This is a genomic window from Mucilaginibacter sp. P4_E8, assembly GCF_056401495.1.
Window position 1 is genome coordinate 49,130 of the sequence record NZ_JBFUJG010000014.1, and the last position, 20,278, is coordinate 69,407.

The 20,278-nt window shown below is 44.3% G+C and carries 15 protein-coding genes; 12 read left to right on the plus strand and 3 right to left on the minus strand.

Annotated elements, in window-relative coordinates; translation table 11 throughout:
• Positions 1–21 precede the first annotated feature (21 nt).
• From AC1DRQ_RS08665 to AC1DRQ_RS08675, 3 genes are all read right to left on the minus strand, one after another.
• Positions 22–513, minus strand: coding sequence for an SRPBCC family protein (locus AC1DRQ_RS08665; RefSeq protein ID WP_477423664.1), 492 nt, complete (start codon positions 511–513; stop codon positions 22–24).
• Positions 510–830: an ArsR/SmtB family transcription factor gene (locus AC1DRQ_RS08670; RefSeq protein WP_477423665.1), complete on the minus strand. Its 321-nt coding sequence runs from the start codon at positions 828–830 to the stop codon at positions 510–512. The genes AC1DRQ_RS08665 and AC1DRQ_RS08670 overlap by 4 nt, the downstream gene beginning before the upstream one ends.
• 546 nt (positions 831–1,376) lie before the next feature.
• Positions 1,377–1,802, minus strand: coding sequence for an SRPBCC family protein (locus tag AC1DRQ_RS08675; RefSeq protein ID WP_477423666.1), 426 nt, complete (start codon positions 1,800–1,802; stop codon positions 1,377–1,379).
• A gap of 459 nt (positions 1,803–2,261) precedes the next feature.
• Here AC1DRQ_RS08675 and AC1DRQ_RS08680 point away from each other — a divergent pair, with 459 nt between their 5' ends.
• From AC1DRQ_RS08680 to AC1DRQ_RS08735, 12 genes are all read left to right on the plus strand, one after another.
• Positions 2,262–2,840: a Crp/Fnr family transcriptional regulator gene (locus tag AC1DRQ_RS08680; RefSeq protein WP_477423668.1), complete on the plus strand. Its 579-nt coding sequence runs from the start codon at positions 2,262–2,264 to the stop codon at positions 2,838–2,840.
• A gap of 103 nt (positions 2,841–2,943) precedes the next feature.
• On the plus strand, positions 2,944–3,540 hold the full coding sequence (locus AC1DRQ_RS08685; protein WP_477423670.1) for an isochorismatase family protein: 597 nt from the start codon (positions 2,944–2,946) through the stop codon (positions 3,538–3,540).
• A gap of 50 nt (positions 3,541–3,590) precedes the next feature.
• The gene (locus tag AC1DRQ_RS08690) at positions 3,591–4,328 is read left to right on the plus strand and encodes a pirin family protein (protein ID WP_477423672.1); all 738 of its coding nucleotides are present in this window, start codon (positions 3,591–3,593) and stop codon (positions 4,326–4,328) included.
• A 982-nt stretch (positions 4,329–5,310) separates the two neighbouring features.
• Positions 5,311–7,197, plus strand: a complete 1,887-nt coding sequence (locus AC1DRQ_RS08695; RefSeq protein WP_477423673.1) for an SGNH/GDSL hydrolase family protein — start codon at positions 5,311–5,313, stop codon at positions 7,195–7,197.
• 29 nt (positions 7,198–7,226) lie between these two features.
• Positions 7,227–9,941, plus strand: coding sequence for a glycoside hydrolase family 78 protein (locus AC1DRQ_RS08700; RefSeq protein ID WP_477423675.1), 2,715 nt, complete (start codon positions 7,227–7,229; stop codon positions 9,939–9,941).
• Between the two features lie 177 nt (positions 9,942–10,118).
• The gene (locus AC1DRQ_RS08705; RefSeq protein WP_477423676.1) at positions 10,119–10,283 is read left to right on the plus strand and encodes a hypothetical protein; all 165 of its coding nucleotides are present in this window, start codon (positions 10,119–10,121) and stop codon (positions 10,281–10,283) included.
• A 130-nt stretch (positions 10,284–10,413) separates the two neighbouring features.
• Positions 10,414–10,914 (plus strand): hypothetical protein, encoded by a 501-nt coding sequence (locus AC1DRQ_RS08710; RefSeq protein WP_477423678.1) that lies wholly within the window; start codon positions 10,414–10,416, stop codon positions 10,912–10,914.
• Positions 10,915–11,279: 365 nt separating this feature from the next.
• Positions 11,280–11,882, plus strand: coding sequence for an RNA polymerase sigma factor (locus AC1DRQ_RS08715; protein ID WP_477423680.1), 603 nt, complete (start codon positions 11,280–11,282; stop codon positions 11,880–11,882).
• Positions 11,883–12,092: 210 nt separating this feature from the next.
• Positions 12,093–13,274: a FecR family protein gene (locus tag AC1DRQ_RS08720; RefSeq protein ID WP_477423682.1), complete on the plus strand. Its 1,182-nt coding sequence runs from the start codon at positions 12,093–12,095 to the stop codon at positions 13,272–13,274.
• A 215-nt stretch (positions 13,275–13,489) separates the two neighbouring features.
• A complete protein-coding gene (locus AC1DRQ_RS08725; protein ID WP_477423684.1) occupies positions 13,490–16,972 on the plus strand; it encodes a TonB-dependent receptor in 3,483 nt (1,160 codons plus the stop codon).
• A gap of 12 nt (positions 16,973–16,984) precedes the next feature.
• Complete coding sequence (locus AC1DRQ_RS08730; protein ID WP_477423685.1) at positions 16,985–18,724, plus strand: RagB/SusD family nutrient uptake outer membrane protein; 1,740 nt, start codon at positions 16,985–16,987, stop codon at positions 18,722–18,724.
• 141 nt (positions 18,725–18,865) lie between these two features.
• Complete coding sequence (locus AC1DRQ_RS08735; RefSeq protein ID WP_477423687.1) at positions 18,866–20,212, plus strand: DUF3863 domain-containing protein; 1,347 nt, start codon at positions 18,866–18,868, stop codon at positions 20,210–20,212.
• The last annotated feature ends 66 nt before the right edge of the window (positions 20,213–20,278 follow it).

Consider the following 20,278-nt stretch of genomic DNA (forward strand, 5'->3'; position numbering starts at 1 on the left):
TAAATTTTCTTTTTATGTTTTCTACGATAAGGTGGCCAACAGTTCTTCCAGGTTTTTCAAGGTCATGGTGAAGCCTATTTTGAAGCCTTCCAATAATTTCTCCAATCGCTCAAACGATTCATTGAAAATGGTAATGTCCACTTTGGTTATGCCATTTTGTTCGCTGAAATTGTAATCCCATTCAGAACCCGGCAGTTCGCGATTTTCGTCTTTATCTGCAAACGCGTTGTACATCTTAAAATTGGTTTTCGGGGTAATCGATGTAAATTCCTGCACCGCCCAGAGCTCCTGCCCATCGGGACTTATCATCGCGTAAAATCGCCTCCCGCCAACTTCAAAATTCATATACTTGGTTTTGGCGCGCATAGGTGCAGGTGCCCCCCATTGGTCCAGTAGTTCGGCTTTGGTAAAGGCATCCCATACTAAAGATTGCCCGGCATTAAATTCCCTGGTTATATAAACCGTTTTCGCTGTTTTGTCAACGTTAAAATCAAATAGCAAATCGTTGTTCATTTTTTCTGTTCTTTAATTGTTGTTAATAATTGGTCGAGTTGGTTAAATTGAATTTCCCAGCTTTGCCTGAATTGGGCTAACCAATGGTCAAACTCCTGCATCTTTTTGGCGTTAAAGTGATAATAGATCTCTCGGCCACTCTGCTCGGGTTTAATCAATTCGCATTCGTGCAATACTTTAATATGTTTTGATACTGCTTGGCGGGTCATATCAAATTTTTCGGCCATTACATTTGGCGTCAAAGCCTGAATGGCCAGTAAGGTCAAAATAGCTCGGCGTGTAGGGTCGGCTATGGCCTGAAATATATCTTGTTTCATCTTAATAATACTAAATAAGCAACCTTCAGGTTGCAAATATATATGCAACTTTTGAGTTGCGCAAATATATTTGCATTTTTTTTGTCGGGTATAATGACGGGAAGTTTAATGGTAATTGTGGTATGCGTTACAATAACTAACCAAACCATGCCTTACTTTACATGAAGAAAGGATTCGAACTTGCAAACATTCATAACCATATCTTTTTCAACTATTTATATTGAATTATATAGGTTATTTATGCACAGAAGATAGTTCAAAAAGAAATAGCCTGCTAAGAATCAATGCTTTAGCAGGCTATTGTATGACAAGGCGGGGTGAATGGCAATCTATTAGAACACCTGCAGGAACTTTTCAGAATAATCAGGGAAATATATAAGAATAAGAAGCGTGTGTATGATGGCGAAGTTGGATGATTTGAATCAGATAGTTTCATAAATGCCTTAGGGAAAAAGCCGTGCTTTTTTAAAAGAATGCAACTTTGAAACTTCTAACCAATTTAGATTTATGCGATGGTTATTGGAGTCCATATAATGGATGAAAGAGTTAAATTTGACGGTTTTCAGTTTGTTGTCTGATGAGTTCAAGGGTTGCGCCCCAATACAGTTCCAGGTGTTTGCGGATTACTTCGTCGGGAAAATTGCTAATGGTGAGGTCTAGTCTGGTTTGGTTCTTTTTAAATGTCAAATTAAATTCCAATATACAGTAACTTTCATCAACATCAGGTAGGTTGGAGAGGGAACTTAAAAAGCTATAAATGAGTTTGGTATCGGGATCAAAGGCCAAGATCGTTCCTGAGTTATTGAATGGGATTCCATGTAGATCTCCACTAATGATTATTGTACTGCCCACTTTCCAATCCGTTTGTATTTCAACAGGGGTATCGTATGTCCACTGCCGGATAAACAGAGGGAGAGTAAGAGTATCCCAAACCGCATATGCTGGAGCGCTGATAAGAATGTTTCTTCGCATTATTTCAATAGCTTCTAAAATACAAATAGAAGAAATTTATAGTTAACGAAGAAGTCCTTTTCTCCCGAAAGGGATGTAATTCATTGCATTTAAATTAAATAGGGTGCTCGATTTCGAGCACCCCTGTCATTTTGAGAAATCATTCTCCTTATGCGGAGAGGGAGGTAACGGAATATATCCCTGTATATTATTGATTATCAGCGCTTTATTTTAACTTTTTGTCACCACTCTACGAATCACGCAATGAGGCGAATAACTCTAATTGTAAGCCTAAATTAAGTATAATTTATTAAAAAACAAGCTTAAATAAAACTCCACATTACCTGCAATCATCATATTGGTCGAGAACTTCGGTCATTGATAATAAATAGTTCTGCAGACCCTGTTGACCTGAATTTTGTCTTAATTACAGAATGCAGGTTTGAAATGTTATTTTTGGGTTAAGGAGATGAATCATCGATGTACGAACCGCTTTTTAACTATATCCAGCATTACGGTAAGCAATTGCTAACCAATCAGGAGAAAGAACTGATCCGCGAAGTCGTGTTGCCCAAACGTTTGCGGCGAAAACAATATTTTCTGGAAGAAGGAAAAGTATGCACTTATACGGGTTTTATTCTCAAGGGCGCAACCCGGCAGTTCAGCGTAGATGAGCAGGGCGATGAACACATTCTGCAACTGGCCATCGAGAATTGGTGGATCACTGACCGCGACAGTTACATGAACGGCATTCCCTCTAAATATTTTATCGAAGCCTGGGAAGATACGGAGCTGTTACTGATGCCCCGTGAGCAATTGGATACCTTGCTGGAAATACAGGCCATTAAGGCCATGTTCTGGCAGATGAGCGAGAACAACCATATTGCTTCGCAAAAACGGGTTGACGATACTATCAGTCTGCCGGCCATCAAGCGCTACGAGAACTTTGAGCGGTTGTATCCGCAGATCGTCCAACGCTTCCCTGCTCACCAGATCGCCTCTTACCTGGGCATCGCCAGAGAAACGCTGAGCCGCGCCCGGTCACGCTCCCTTCGATAGTTCAGACCGTGACTTTTGTCACCAACCATTCGTGACAAAGGTCATCGTCCGGCGGTCGCTTCGCCCGGTACATTTGCTTTGTAATCTTTAAAAATACAAAGCAATGAAAAAGTTCAAAATCGAAGATACAGTGATATTACTGATCGACCACCAGCAAGGAACCATCAATTTTTCAGCCAATCGCCCGCATGAAGTGATAATTTCACGGGCCCGCGCTTTAGCCAGACTGGCCAAAGGGCTACATATCCCAGTTGTGCTGACCACCAGTCAGGAAGAAATGCAGCAAGGCCCGCTGATTAGCGACCTGCAGGAAATTCTACCGCAGGAGTACGCGGAGCGTGTAAAACGCCAGGGTATCACCAACGCCTGGGACGATCCGGAGTTTAAAGCTGCGGTGTTGAAAGCCGCCAGCGGTAGGAAAAATATCATTATGGCCGGCCTGACCAATGATGTCTGCATCGTATGGCCGGCGATCGATATGCAGGCAGATGGCTTTGACGTACAGGTGGTAATCGATGGCGGTGGTTCACCGACACAGATAGCCGAGGACGTGGCGCGCAACACCTGGGAAAGCGAGGGTGTACGTACCACCACCATCAGCCAGTTCTTTTCCGAACTGATCGGCAGCTGGGCTTCGCCGGAAGGCGAGATCGCCAAACCGATCGTCATTGAGGAGATCTATTCCCTGTTATTCAAATAATATATATCTGCAGCGCCGTCAATAGCGGCGCTGCTCTAAAGCAACCCATCATGTTAGAGAAAATACACAGCAACGTTTTCCGCGGTCACGGCCCTATAAAAGTGCTCTATCCGGGCTTGGTCAACGGGAAAGGCGATAGCGGACTTGGCAGTATTGGCCGTATCGACCATGCCACATTCCGGGGCAGGCATCATATTGCCATGCATCCCCATGTCAATGATGAGATCCTTTCCTATTTCCGGTCGGGAAAGGTAGAACATCTCGATTCCGAAGGCTTTCAGGAACAAATCAGCAGCGGCCGCCTGATGCTGATGAAAGCCGGTAAATTCTTTCAGCACGAAGAATATATCGACGGAACGGTAGAACCGCATGAGGGTCTGCAGATCTTTATCCGGCCGGGCGAAAAGGATCTGCAACCGCAGGTGATCTTCAATGAACTAAAAAAAATTTATAGTGACAACAATTGGCGTCTGCTGGCCTCACCTGTGTCGGACAGCGCCTTTCAGTTCAGCAGCCGCACCTGGATCTATGACAATAGGCTGTCCCCGGGGACGGATGCCGCGTTGCCGGCATTCCCTGCCCCGGGTCTGACCGGACTTTTATATGTTTACCAGGGCGAAGTGACGATCAATGGTGATATGTATCTGCAGAAGCAGGAAGGGCTGATCTTCCGGGATGAGGCTATACGTATCGATACTGGCAGCGGCGCTGAACTCGTTCTGTTTTTGACGGATGAACAGGCGTCCATTTACAAAGGCGGCATGTACAGCGGCAATCAGTTCAGCTGATTGAAAACAAGCATGGAAAAGAATGATCATATCCCTGAACAAAATCAAGGCCGACTCTTTAGTGTCGGCTATCGAAATGCTTGCGCCACCTAGCGCGGTTCGCCACAACACGTACATTATTCGTTAAAAGGTAAAGATGCCTAATTATTCGTACCAGCGAGAGCTTATTTACGTAATTCAAATGATTCATGCAGGCAACCGATTCTTTAGCGATTCATAACAGTAGTATTAGCTTCAAAGGTAAAGTCGATCAAATTACGGCCACGTATTTGATAATTAATGATTATGGCAGGCATTAGCTCGGAGACGCAAATGCTATTATATTAGATCTTGAGCGAGATCGATCGACATTACCAGACCTGATTCTATGAATAACGCAATTTTAGAAGGAATAGCCATTGAACACCGATATCACAAACTTCATTTTTATGCCTTCAAATTCCCGCGCAGTGCCGATATGACAATGATCGGTTGGGCCATCAATTAATTAGATAAGGTTAAACAGACACTATTCAACCAAAGAATAAGACAAAGAAAGGAACTTGCATCCGAGGAAAGCAACATTAAAAAGACCGCAGGCTTTAAATTTGCGCTCATATAATTTTTATCTAACGACGCCTAACCGCATTTAAACATGCCTCTCAGTTCATTTTTTAACAACAGAAATAGTTATGTCGTGGTAATTTACCAATGTACAATTTTGAGTAAATCATAATGTCCGGTAAACACCGAGGCTGTGTTCTGTCCACTTAAACACCGCAGCACAGTTAATTAATATTTGTCATTTACATTTGTTTTTAAAGAACGAATCAGAAAATCGGTTGATAGTAAATTTGCGTGCCGTCAAATACTGTCTTTCGCTTTTTTTCCTTGGGAATAAGGCTTGCGATAATTTTTTTTATTACGCTATCTGAAGTAGCCCATATATCAGCCATTAACAAGAGACTCGCCTTGGTAAGTTCAGCAATTAATTAATGCCAAAATGAAAAAGTATCTGTTTATATTGTTCGTCATATTTATCTTCAGTTCTTTTAAAGAAAAAGCACTGACCTGGGTTGCCGTCGGAGATTCCATTACCTACTTGAACGATCATCTGGATGAAACCGGAAACAGGGTAAAAAAAGGCTACCTGACAAGAGTAACGGAACTATTACCCAATCTGCGCTATATCAACCAGGGGCATAACGGATGGACATCCGGCGGCATTGCGCGGGATATCGAGCGCCTTGGCTTGGTTAAAGCTGACGTTTACTCGGTATTTTTAGGCACGAATGACTGGTGGCAAGGCAGGCCTGTGGGAAAGATGGAGGATTATCAGCATGATAACGGTAATACAACGGCGTACGGCTCCTTCCGGATCATCATCAACAAAATCCGCCAACTGAACCCGGAAGCTAAGATCGTGCTGATCACCCCTATGCAGCGAAATGACTTTGTTTATATCGCTGACGCCAATAATAATGCCTTTGGCTCCTATCAAAAGAAAAACGGGCAATCACTGGAAGAATTCGCCAATGCGGTTATCGCTATCGGTCAATATGAGCATGTGCCTGTTGTCGACCTGTATCATCATCCATTACTAAAAATAGAGAACCTGGTTAGATTTAAGCGTCTTAAAGACCCCAAGAGCGGCAAATACGTTAATTATACCTATCCTCAATCAACTGGCATACCCTTTGATTCAAAAAATGATGAATATCCTTATCCTCCGGCGGCGGTAAATCTTACCTACGACGGACTACACCCTTCAGATAAAGGAAATGCGATCATTGCAACCGCTCTTTCAGATGCGTTTAAACAAATTGGCCTGGCACCGCGATGGGATAAGTTTGTCAAACTGGAGAAGTATAACCAGCCTTTTTGGAAAGCAGATACGATTACCGATGAATGCCTGCAGATGATTAATGATCATGGCCGGGCAAGCGGCACGCTCCTTTTTAATGCGCGGAAGATTCTCTCAGTAACCTCTGCAGATCACAGTGTGGCTTTTGTAAAAGGCAGGGACTGGAAATATGCAAATGGCCAAATCAGCGCGGGCAGACAATCAAAGATCCCGTTTCTGAAAAAAGAGGACCTTGTCTTTGCAGAGAAGAAGCCTGGTTTGTCGATGGCCGGTAAGGTACCCGGTACTTATGTGCTGTTTAGTGAAAACGCTTACTTCAGCTCGCGGCAGATCTCCGTCACCTACATTCCTGAACAAAGCAAAACATGGAACGGTCCCGTTCCGGCGTATCGGGAAGACAATCTTCCGCTTACGCTCCGTAAACTAGCCACCAGGAAGCCGGTCAATATCGTATTTTATGGCAACAGCATCGAAACCGGCTATAATGCAAGCGGCTTCGAAAACGTCGCGCCCTATATGCCGACCTGGCCCGAACTTATCGTTTACCGGCTGCGAAGTGCTTACGGTGCGCCGGTTACGTATACCAACACTTCTGTGCCGGGTAAACTCGCCAAATGGGGGCTTGATTCCGTTTCAACACGTGTAACAGCTTATCACCCGGACCTCGTAGTCATTGGTTTCGGTATGAATGACGGCAGCGAGAATGTTAAGCCAGAGCAGTTCCGCGACCAGATCGAGGGTATCATCAATTCGGTTTCGGCCGATAATCCCCAGACGGAGTTTATCCTAATCGCGCCGATGCTGCCTAATCCGGATGCTGTACAATCTGGGTTGCAGAGCAGTTACAAGGCGGAGTTGTCCAAGCTTGTAAAAAAGGGCGTTGTGTTAGCCGACCTGACTGGTGTCCATGAAGAATTGCTCAAGCGCAAAAGATACCAGGATATGACCGGCAATAACGTTAATCATCCCAATGACTACCTTGCGCGCTGGTATGCGCAGGTAATCAGCGGCCTCCTGGTCAAATAATCTATTTCATTCATATTTAAAATTAAAAAATGCCATTCCGCTGTTTCCCACGCATTCATCTAATACTATCCATTTTAGTGCTATCGTGCTTTAATTATTCCCTGGCCAATGCCCAAGCAGGCGCTTTCAGGCTGAAATGTGAACATCTACACTCACCCATGGGTGTTGACGAGCCGCATCCAAGGCTCTCCTGGCAGATGAATGATCGCAGACAGGATGCCGCCCAAACTAATTATATGGTTATCGTATCGAAAGATAGTACCCAGTTAAGCAAAGGTCCGGGGATTGTCTGGAACTCCGGCAAAATAAGATCTTCAGCAAGCCTGGTCACGTATGAAGGTAAGACGCTGGAACCCTTTACACGTTACTATTGGAAGGTTCGTACCTGGGACAAGAACGGTGTTTTAATGGCCGACAGTAAACCCACGTATTTTGAAACCGGTATGATCAATATAACTAACTGGACAGGTGCCTGGATAAGTGATGGCGGCAGTATCAGCAAATTAGAGGCACCCTATTTTCGGAAGACATTTAAAGCTATTAAAAAGATACGTTCGGCGAGAGCCTACATCGCCGTGGCCGGATTATATGAACTTTTCATTAACGGCCATAAAATCGGTAACCATAGGCTAGACCCTATGTACACGCGGTTCGACAGGCGAAACCTCTATGTGACATATGATGTTACCGCGCAGCTGCAAAATGGTGAAAATGCCATTGGTGTCGTTTTGGGCAATGGCTGGTATAATCACCAATCTCTCGCGGTATGGAATTTTGACCGCGCACCCTGGCGGCAGCGGCCAACTTTCTGCCTTGATCTTAGAATAACTTATGATGATGGCACTATGCAAACCATCTTTACCGACGAAAGTTGGAAAACACACAGCGGCCCTATTGTGTTTAACAGCATATATACCGGCGAACATTATGACAGCCGTCAGGAAATGCCGGGCTGGAACGCAATAAATTTCGATGACAGTAAATGGAACGGCAGCGGCTTTAGGGCAGCTCCATCAAAAAAAATCGTGAGCCAGGTCATGGTACCCATCAGAAATGTTGAAGAAATCCCAGCGAAATCCATTGTTAAATTCAGCGACACCAATTATGTAGTTGATCTAGGACGAAATATCGCGGGCGTAACCCGCGTGCACTTAAATGGCGATAGTGGAACAATTGTGCGCCTCACCCATGGGGAACGCCTTTTTAAAACGGATGCAGCAAAAAAGGGCCATGTAGATATGTCCAATATTGACGTTTACTATCGCCCGAAGGATACCAGCGATCCGTACCAAACCGACATAGTTATACTTAACGGAAAAGGTCCTGTAAACTTCATGCCGAGCTTTAACTACAAAGGTTTTCAATATGTTGAAGTGCGCAGTAATAAACCTATAAAGTTGGAGAAAGAAGATATTAAAGGTTACTTTATGCACAGCGATGTGGAACAGGTTGGCCGATTAAGTTCATCCAATCACTTAATTGATGACTTATGGCGGGCTACGAATGCCTCCTACTTGTCAAACCTGTTTGGCTACCCTACCGATTGTCCGCAGCGCGAGAAGAACGGTTGGACGGGCGACGGACATTTTGCGGTAGAAACCGGGCTGTTCAATTTTGATGGCATTACTGTTTACGAAAAATGGATGGCCGATCACCGAGACGAGCAACAGCCGAATGGCGTGCTGCCCGATATCATTCCTACAGGCGGCTGGGGCTACGGCACAGCCAACGGTACTGATTGGACGAGTACCATTGCCATTATTCCATGGGACCTTTACCTGTTTTACGGCGATACCAGACCCCTGGCGGACAACTATGCTAATATAAAAGCCTACGTAAATTATATAAATAAAATAAGCCCGACAGGATTGACCACGTTCGGCCGGGGTGATTGGGTACCGGTTAAATCGACATCATCGCTGGAATACACTTCGTCCATATACTTCTATGTCGATGCGAACATCCTCGCAAAGGCAGCAAAACTTTTTGGAAATCAAAAGGACGAATTGTATTACACACAGTTGGCAGCTAAAATTAAAAAAGCCATCAATGATAAATACTTTGATAAGGTTAATTGTACCTACGATAAAGGCGTACAAACAGAGTTAAGCATGGCGCTGGTATGGAAAATTGTTCCGGAAGAATACCGTAAACAACTTGCAGCAAATTTGGCCAAACGGGTCGCCAACGATGGAATGCATATAGACGTTGGAGTATTAGGTGCAAAAGCTATCCTGAATGCGCTGAGCGAAAACGGACAGGGCGAGACCGCCTACAAACTTGCATCGCAGGACACATACCCTTCCTGGGGATGGTGGATTGTGAACGGAGCAACAACCCTGTATGAAAACTGGGATATCAATGCGGCAAGAGACATTTCGCTTAATCACATGATGTTCGGCGAAATAGGTGCATGGTTCTTCAAAGCACTCGGCGGAATTAATGTGGATGAAAGCCACCCTGGTTTTAAAAACGTTTTACTAAAGCCGAACTTTGTAAACGGACTGGATCATTTCAACGCCAGTTATGACGGGCCTTACGGAACTATTATTTCTTCCTGGACGCGGAAAGGCAAAACTTTAGTTTACGATGTGACGGTTCCTGCGAATTCTACCGCTGATCTATACTTGCAACCGGATAAGCACCTCAGCATTTATTTAAATGGCATGGCTGCGGACAACAAGGTACCCTTTCATATTACAGCCGGTACCTACCAATTCACAATCGTCCAGAAAGATAAATAAAAAGCGAAGACTACGAGTGTCTTCACCGCACTAAACTGGTTATGTTGTGGTTTGACTGCAGATGAAAACTTAGTAATAATTCGTTAGCACAAGGAAAGACCAATCATGCACTTTCCTTTTTTATACTCAACTCATTCAAACAGACGATTCAACTGCTACCTGTATCCAAATCTCGGAATGAATTTATTACCACCTCTTCGAACCTCTACCCATAAGGTATTGGGTATTCCTGCAAAATTTGTAATTGATGCCAATGGTATTATCAGCTTTGAATTACCCTGGTTTGATGGCAGTAACGAAGCTGCTTTAACTGGTAATCGAAATTTTTCGAAAGTATTTTGATAAAGCCGCTGTGATAAATGAGCTGATCTTTAACCGTGTATCCGGGAATGAGGAAGATCCCGATTCGAAGCCATTTAAATATATCGTTGACAACAAGAAGGCTTTCTGTGAAGTCGCCGGCTAGGAAAAAGTGGATAACTACATCAAGCAAACAATGGTTTATGCAGTTGAATTTAACAAATATCCAACGGATGATGCCTATCAAAAAGCTAAAGAAGCAATAATGCGCCAGGTTCAGCTTACGGATGAAGAGGTACTATCTATCGATAACAATCATTATTGTGAAACAAAAGACCAAGGTAGTTTCCTGAATTCCGGAAAAAAACTGGCTGAAATTTATTGTCAAAAAAAGGACGATTTTGCTTTAAGCAACCTGATTGGAGGAGCTCTTCGTTTTGAATTTGATAAAAACGGGTGGACGATTATCAAAGATTGGGCAGAGCACGCGGTTCAATTTAAGGATAACGCTTTAAACAATGCAACCCTGGCAATGGTATATAAAAAATTAAAAAACAAGGAAATGGCCCTGTCTTTTATCGATAAAGCATTAAGCAATTGTAAGCGCGATAACGAAACTTATGGGGAACGTATTGAACTATTTAAAGAGATCGAAAACGCCAATTATAACTAAACAAATACTTGCATAAAAGCCAGAGGTTCAACGGTATTTTCTGGCTTTTTTGTTTTATTCAATATAATACATTGCTAATACCCGAAGGCAGGTAAAAAGCCAATTTAAAGCGATACGACAATTAATTAACAGTATAAAGAGTATGGGAGAGGGCACTTGGTACCATTCCGGTTTGGATGATGTGCACAGCAATGCAATTCATTATCTAAAGCATTGAATGCTCAGACGGATAGTGATAGTTGCAACTGTATTATTATATACCTTCGAACATAATAAACTTTGAAAAATAACGCAAATGATTGTAACTTAGTAGTTACAATCATGGTGTATCAGATATTTGCGTCCAATTAATGCCTCAACAAACGATGACGTCCGATCAGGAAAAAACTCAGTTAAAAAGACTGCTTGAAGGCGACGAAAAGGCGTTCGAGTACTTTTATGATCGTTACAGCTTACCTGTCTATCGTAAATTATTAAAGATGATTAAGGTAGAATTCGTGGCGGAGGAGATCCTGCAAAATGTTTTTATCAAGATCTGGGAAAAACGTTATTTGATAGATCCCGAAAAAGGGCTTAAGGCCTATATCTACCAGGTCGCCCGAAATATGGTTTATGATTTCTACCGGGAGCTAGCCAGGGAGGAGGAACTTCAGGCCCAGGTGAAATACATTGTTAAGGACCTTTCAGATGACGCCGCTGCGGATCTGCTCCTTAAGGAAACTAACCAACTTCTTGAAATGGCAATAGAGCGGCTGCCGGAACAGCAAAAAATCGTATTCAGGCTTTGCAAACAGGAAGGGAAGAGCTATGATGAGGTCAGCGAGTTGCTTGGCATCTCCACATCGACGATCAATGTGCACATTGTCAGGGCTACCAAAAAGGTTAAAACATTCATGTTCAAAACCCATCATATTTCCTACGGCTTAACCCTAGCAACATTTCTGCATTTTTTTCAACGAAACATGTGACTTTTCCTGTTATTTCCTCTCCCTGAAAGAATTAGGTCCTGGGTATACTTTGCTTCGAGTAAATTAAAAGGTACACCAACTGATTGTCGTTTGGAATTACACAATAATCTATAACCATCCGATTATTTTAAAAAATTAGAAATATTTTTTTTCGCACCATGTAGATGACAGGTCTTTTACAAACGTATTAGCATAAAAGGACCTACTATCTTGGAAGAGAACCATTACCTGTTGTATCGTAAATTTCTGAACAACGTTTGCAGTGAGGCAGAATTGTCTGAGCTTTTTCAGCTGTTCGGGACGGCAAATGAAAGTGTGCTGAAAAACTTAATTAACGAAGAATTGCAGGCAGCGAAATCTGATTTCCCCGCCAATGAGAAAGAAGAAGAGCGCCTAGATTTCGTTCGTCAACAGATTAAAGCAGCGATCAGCCGCCGCAGAAACAAGATCAGAACGCTTGTATACAAACTTAGTGCGGCTGCCGCAATCATTATCGCGGTGACCTCAGGCATACTGCTTTTGCGGCAGCCCGAAATTTATGTTCCTAAAAAAGCGCAAACGGTATCAGCTATTCGACCTGGACAGTTTCAGGCCACCTTGACGCTTGCTAATGGTAAAAAAATTGTCCTGAACCGATCAATGACGGCCACTTTAGGAAAACTTGGTCAAACAACGGTTAATGTTAGCCCCGCCAATGGCGTCGCGTATACGGGAACTGCCAATGATCAAATGACATCCAACGCTGGTAACACCCTTGCAACGGGCCGTGGCGAACAGTCTCCTTACCCGCTGATCCTTGCCGACGGTTCAAGGGTATGGCTCAATGCCGCATCCTCTATCACTTTTCCTACGCAGTTTACCGGCAAAGAAAGGGTTGTTACCATTACAGGAGAAGCTTATTTCGAAGTGGCACATGACCGGTCAATGCCTTTTAAGGTGCGATCCGGACGACAGGAGATCATGGTGCTGGGCACCCATTTCAACATTAAAGCTTATGATGACGAGCAGACGATCAGCACGACTTTATTGCAAGGCAGCGTCAAAGTAAAAGACCTGACCTCGGGTACGACGGGTCTTCTCATCCCCGGTCAGCAATCAAGATTGAACAGAACCAGTGGACAGCTGGCGATTGCGAAAGCAGACCTGGAAGAAGTTATCGCCTGGAAAAATGGATTCTTCATGTTCAATGATCAGCAGGTCACCAGTGTCATGAAGTCGATGAGTCGCTGGTACAATGTTGACGTCGAATATCAGAATTTTGGCAATAATAACGAACGATTCGGTGGAACTTTTTCCCGTTCCTCCAACCTGGCAGATATCCTCAGCAGTTTGCAAACCCTGGGGCATGTTCATTTTAAAATCGATAGGAGAAAAATAATCGTCAGTAACTGATGCTACCAATCATCAGCCCAATATAAAACCTGAAAAATCAACAACCAATGCAAAAATTCAAACTACAAAAAGAAAGGAGTCGCCTATAGAAGGAAAACGAACATAAAGGATTTACCAAAACCAGGAACGTTCGAACCGTTCCTGGCTGGTCAGCGGTGCTGTATCAGGTAATTAATTATTGAAGCTATCCAATAACACAATAACCTAACATTCAAATGTATAAAAAATTTACTGAATTACTTTTCAGGAGGGATTCCTATGTAATTTCCAATCTGATCTTAAAAATGAAGCTCACATGCCTTTTAATAGCCCTTGCCCTTTTACAGGTGCATGCGACCACTTTAGCGCAGCGGGTCACGCTATCCGTAAAAAACGCGCCGCTTTCGACTGTCATTGCACAGATCAAGCTTCAAACGGATTACGACTTTGTTTATAATAACGCCGCGATCGAAGGGGCGAAGCCTATTACCTTGGACGCAAAGGATCTGGATCTTAAAGCTGTACTTGAACAGTTCGTCAAAGATCAACCTTTTAATTATCGAATAGTCAACAAAGTCATCCTGCTGAACCATAGGGAAAATGCGGAACTGCCGCACCCGGCAACCAATTTCGTTGTTGAACAAAGAATATCAGGCGTAGTAAGAGACTCGTTAAGTAATGAGGCCCTGCCAGGCGTAACCGTCGGTGTCGAGGGTACTACGCTCGGTGTTATATCTGACAATAACGGGGCATTTACGCTTAATGTTCCGTCGGCGAACTCGGTGCTCGTGCTCACTTATCTCGGCTACCAGCGCCAGCGGGTACCGCTTAATGGGAAAACAGTCCTTGATGTACGGATGTCGAGAATCGACTCAAAGCTTAGCGAAGTTGTTGTAGTAGGCTATGGAACCCGTGCGAAAGGCGCTGTCACCGGAGCTATTTCCACCGTAAAAGCCGAAGTCTTTGAAAACAGGCCGGTCACCAGCAGCTTTGATGCATTGCAAGGTACGATTCCCGGATTAACTATAGCCAAAAATAGCGGACAGCCGGGTGGCGGCAACTTTGATCTGAAAGTGCGTGGTAATTCCTCTATAAACGGGAACGCACCATTAGTGCTTGTCGACGGTGTACCGGGAGATATTAATACCATTAACACCAATGATATCGCCGAGGTAACTGTATTGAAGGATGCCGCCGCCGCCATTTACGGAGCACGTGCCGCGGACGGTGTGATCATTGTGACCACCAAGCGCGGTAAAAAAGGCCCTCCGGAAGTTACGTATACCGCCAACTTCGGGATCAAAACTCCAATGTATCTCAGGAAAATGATGAATACGCTGCAGTATGCCGAATTCGCCGATGAGGGTTTGAGAAACACCGGCCTTCCCGGCTTTGATCCGGAAGTTTTTGAAAAGATTAAAGCCAATGCCCCGCCAGATCTTGATAAAGGCTGGAATTACGGTGTAACCAACTATCCCGGCTTTTACGGTTATACTGACTGGAACAAAGTTGTTTACAAAAGCTCTTCCCAGCAGATCCACAATGTGGCCATATCCGGCGGCGGCGAGAATAACAATTACATGATTTCCGCCGGTTATAAAAGGGATAACGGTATACTCCGGTTTGGCGAAAATAAGTCAGATGGCTATAATCTTCGTTTAAATTACGATTTTCGGATCAGCAGCAAATTGTCGGTAGAAACACGTACTAATTTTGATAACACCAACACGCTGACACCTTCAGAGATCAATGGAGAAAATCCGCTGAAAAACGTAACCAGGCAATTTCCTTATGCGCCGGTCTATAATGAGGTTGGCCAGTTTTACAGTTATCAGGGCTACGCAAACCCGGCGGGTTATTTAGCAGAAGGGGGTACAACAACCAACAGCTTTTCCCGTTTTGCAACGAATTTCAAAGTCGATTATTCGATCCTCCCGGGACTTAAGCTTATTGGACAGACTGCGGTAAGATTGGATTACCTAAATAACACCGCTATCCATCCTACCATCACCCGCAGCAATTATACCGGTGGTGTGCAGGACATTAGGAACACGCCAAATTCTGCGGCTTATACCAATGCGAAAACGCTAAACAAGCTGTATCAGGTCTATTTTGATTACAACAAGGAATTCGGAGCAGATCACAGGATTAATTTAACAGGCGGCGCATCTCTGGAACAGACCGATTTTTCAGGTCAGACCACGACAGGGTATAATTTCCCGAATAACACCCTATTCACGCTCAACCTGGCTGACCGCACAAAAGTGGCTTATGCAGATTTTACCGGCAACCTCAATGATCAGGCGCTTGGCTCGTATTTTAGCAGGTTAAGCTACAGTTTCAGAAACAAACTGATTCTGGATCTAACCGCCCGCGCTGACGGAAGTTCCAAGTTCGCACCTTCAAAACGTTGGAGCGCTGTATTCCCATCCGCAGCCTTAGCCTATAACCTGTCGGAAGAGAATTTTATCAAGTCGATGAATATTTTTGACCAGTTGAAATTAAGGGTGTCCTACGGCAAAATGGGTAACCAGGAGATCAACAGATTAGGCCTTTATGATTATATCCCATTAATTAATCAAGTGAGGGACAATAATGGCAATCTTATCGTTTACCCGTTAGGCTCACCAAATGCCGGCCTTTCCGGTGTCAATGCCAACCCTGCTTCCACGGACAGGACTTGGGAAACGATCACCAATAAGAACATTGGTATCGACCTTGCAGTGCTGCGTTCACGGCTTAGTTTTTCTTTCGATTATTATAATAAAATCAATGACGACATGCTCGTGAACATCGCTGTTCCGGCAACTTTCGGAGCTACGCCGCCGTCTAGTAACCAGGGAAAGTTGGTGACCAAAGGCTTTGAAGCCATTTTGACCTGGAAAGACAGGATTAATGATTTCCGTTACAGTATCTCGTTGCAACTGAGTGACAGTAAAAATAAACTGGTGGAATTGAAAAACAGTGATAACTATGGTGAAGGCCTCGTCGAGACCCGGAAAGGTTACGCCATTAATTCTTACTTCGGATATGTTTATGACGGTATCATCAAAACGCAGGCGCAACTCGATGCCTATAAAAAGCTTCAGAATGTGCCGGCAAGGGTCTCTATGGGGGATGTGATGTATAAAGATGTTGACGGGGACGGAAAACTGACTGCATTTGGTGATAAAAGCAAGGGGCTTGCCGGTGACATGGTATACCTGGGCAACGTCACGCCGAGATACACCTATTCGTCCAACATTAACCTGGGGTATAAACAATTTGACCTGCAGGTATTTTTACAAGGCGTAGGCAAGAGGAATGTGATCTATGAAAGCAACATCAGCAGGCCCAACACGTTCTTCTGGCCATCGCTGGCATATTTCTATAATAAAACCTACAGCGCCAGCCGGCCGAATGCAGAGTTTCCAAGGTACCTGCCGGGGAATTTAGGATGGGATGATGTATCAGGGTATGATTACCGTGCGTCAACCAAGACGATACAAAATGTCGCCTACCTGCGATTCAAGGTGATTACCTTAGGGTATAACCTGCCGGATGCAATAGCCAGGTCAATTAAGATGAAATCTGCGCGTATTTATGTAAGTGGTCAGGACCTGTTTACTTTTTCGAAAGGAACATTCGGCGACAACTTCGATCCGGAAGACGGTTACCGCCAGGAAGGCACTTACCCGTACAATAAAGTTTACTCCCTGGGCTTAAATGTTAAATTCTAAATGAAACACACGATGAAACTAAAATATTTAACTCATTATGAATCAATGATCAGTGCTTTTGATGTTAATCCAGCCACGGCGCGACGAGGGACTATGGTTATTTGTATCTTAATTATGGCAACGCTCTGGAGCGGCTGCAAAAAAGACCTCAACCTAGTGTCAAAGGACAGTCTCACAGATGCAACTTTCTGGAAAACGGGTTCTGATTTCAAGCTGGCAGCCAATAACCTTTATAATGGACTTGACAGGTTTGGCGAAGAAGATACCGAATCAGATATCGCCTTTAACGTGCCAAATCCGACCAGCAACGGGCAGTTGGTGCCGGGCGAAACATCAGACACGTGGACTCAAAGTTATAACTATATCCGCTCCGCCAATAACATTATGGAAAAAGGTGCCGGGAATGCTGACGCCGAAATTAAAAAGTACGTGGCAGAAGCTAAATTTTTCAGGGCCTGGTATTACTGGAAATTACTCCGGATCTATGGCGGGGTTCCGCTCATTACCAAGGTGCTTAAAACGGGTGACCCTGAATTGTTTGCCCCGAGGTCAAGCCGTACCGAAACGGCTGACCTGATCTTAAAAGACCTGGCTGACGCCCAAAATGATCTTCCGGTGCAATCGGATGTTTCGTCGCCAGATATCGGCCGGATCACCAAAGGCGCGGCATTAGCGCTTACATCACGCATAGCCTTGTTTGAGGGAACCTGGCAAAAGTCAAGAGGAGGAGCGAGTGCCTCCAAATATCTTGATCTTGCCGTGACGTCCTCACAGGCAGTGATCAACAGCGGCGTTTACAGCCTTTACACCGGCAGCGGTGCACAAAGCTACCGTTACCTGTTCCTGGAAGCAGGGGACGATGCCAAGGAAACTATTCTTGACCGTAGATATGCCAGAAATATTTTAGGTCATGATGCGCCGTATATGTATGACCAGGATGGCTATAACCCTACGCGCAAAATGGTAGATATGTACCTGGATAAAAATGGCTTGCCAATCACTGCGGCCGGTACCGTTTTCCACGGCTATAGCACTTTTACCTCGGAATTTCAGGACAGAGACCCGCGGATGACACAAACAATGATCATACCCGGGACGCTGACCAACCGCGTGTTTTTCCCGGTAACAAAAGTGGCCAACTGGCCTGATGCGCCTCAGCGTAACTACAATACAGGGTATATCCTTTATAAATACATGTCAGAAGACCCTGTAGCCAATAATTCAGGCCGTGAAGGTGATAATAGTTTATTTGATTATGATCGGCACCTGATCCGATATGCCGAAGTACTGTTGAACTATGCCGAAGCGGTATATGAAAAGAACGGTTCGATCAGTGACAACGATCTTAATCTATCAATCAATAAGCTGCGTGACCGGGTTGGAATGCCGCATTTGACCACCGCTTTTGTAGCTGCCAATAATCTGAATATGCAGGCAGAGATCAGGCGTGAAAGAACTGTAGAGCTGGCGCTTGAAGGTTTCCGTTACGATGACCTGCGCAGGTGGAAGACAGCGGAAACGGAATTGCCACAGGATGTGAAAGGTATCAAAATATCCGGCACGGATTGGGCAACGAGAAAACCTTATAATGATCCGAGCTTCGCAGGTAAAGTTGATGCCAACGGTTTTCTGATCGCCGAGAAGGGAAGAAAGTTCGATCCGGCAAAAGACTACCTGCAGCCACTGCCTACAAAAGAGGTTGCATTCTACCAGGCCAATGGCCACACCCTGGAACAAAATCCGGGATGGTAATTTATTAAATATCGGGCTGGTTAACTGGCCCGGTATTTATTATACTAACTATGATTGCCCTGGTTTGCCATTGATTTTATGTTTAGGTCAGTATACCACTTTTAATTGCAACAGCACCTTGCTGTCAAAACTTATCTCTATATGAACTTTAAGATCATATTCCCGTTGGCGTTTTTGCTTCTGATTTCATTCTCAGCTGCGGAAGCTCAGCGCGATAAAATAAAACACGCATCGGCCTTGATGGGGAATCGTTTTCTCACCTTTAATACCGTTATCAGGGTTAACCAGATAGAAGTTTCGAGAAACCGTAATGTTGGCGAAGATGAACGCGCGTTACATACGCCGGCACGGGTTATTGCTTTCAGGAATGCTGTGGCGGAAGGGTTTCCGGGCGGAAAAATAACCTGGTCATTCAGCTGGCTTGCACTGAACGACACCACTGCGAATTACAGGGAAATCAGAAAGCTGGTTGTGGGATACCATTACAAATATGGTGACGATGTTACATTTTTACCGGGCGCCTATTTTGCAAATGCTTATAATACAACCAGGCAGGTAAATGAGGATGTACACGATGCGCTGAAAATTATTGAGAAGTTGGTGGGCAATGGTTACCGTCCGTTAAGTATCGTCGCGGGATTTATGTCCGCTAAGAACCAGCAGTATCTTGCGGAATCCGAGGGTATACATGTATGCCAGGGGAATGTATGGAGCCAGTTCAGTATTGATAACCAGGATGGCGACGGGGCTGTAGTTTATCCTTTTTATCCATCAAAAGAACATTTCTGTAAACCTGCGCAAAATAAAAAAGACTTTATTGATTGCGTAAATTTAGATGGCTGGTCGGTTGATTTCCTTGCGGCCCGAAGGGAGGGTTTTAAAGACGGGTTCAATAGCCGCATGGGTGTTGGGCCCATCGAAACCATTGGTAAATATGGTAATGAAACCGGGTTGAAAGAGATGATGCATACAACAGCTATTCATTTTGATAAAGGTTTTACACTCAATGGCTTTGGCTGGGTTACCAATTGTTGGGAATTGAGTTTGCCCTATGATCCTGCATCATTAAAAAATTGGTTAACCGCTGTCAGGCAGCGTTGGCCCGGTACCCGATTGATTACCCAGGGAGAATTTGGTTTACTATGGCGGAAACACTACAAAAGCAACAGTTTCAATTACAGGTTCGAAGAACGGGGCTCCGGCATTGGCGGCTCGGATGCAAATAATGAGATCAGGTGGTTTATGAATAAGGATTTTCGCCTGGCTCTATTGAAAGACTGGAAGAAGAATTCTCCAGAAAAAGTTATCGATTTTACGCGTTATGATCTTCATGTTGCAGAACCTAAGCAGATGACCCGGAAATGGAGCCTGTTTGGTGCCATTAATCAAAAGCAATCGCGCCCGCAGGATAAACCGGTTCCTGTAGATTCTCTTTCACCTCGGGCACGTAATATGATTGATAAGCGTTATCCGCACCTCATTGAGTAATCATATAATTTGCCCTTTTTTTCCGTGTTCGGCCACTAAGGGCTAATACCCATCATGTACAACCAT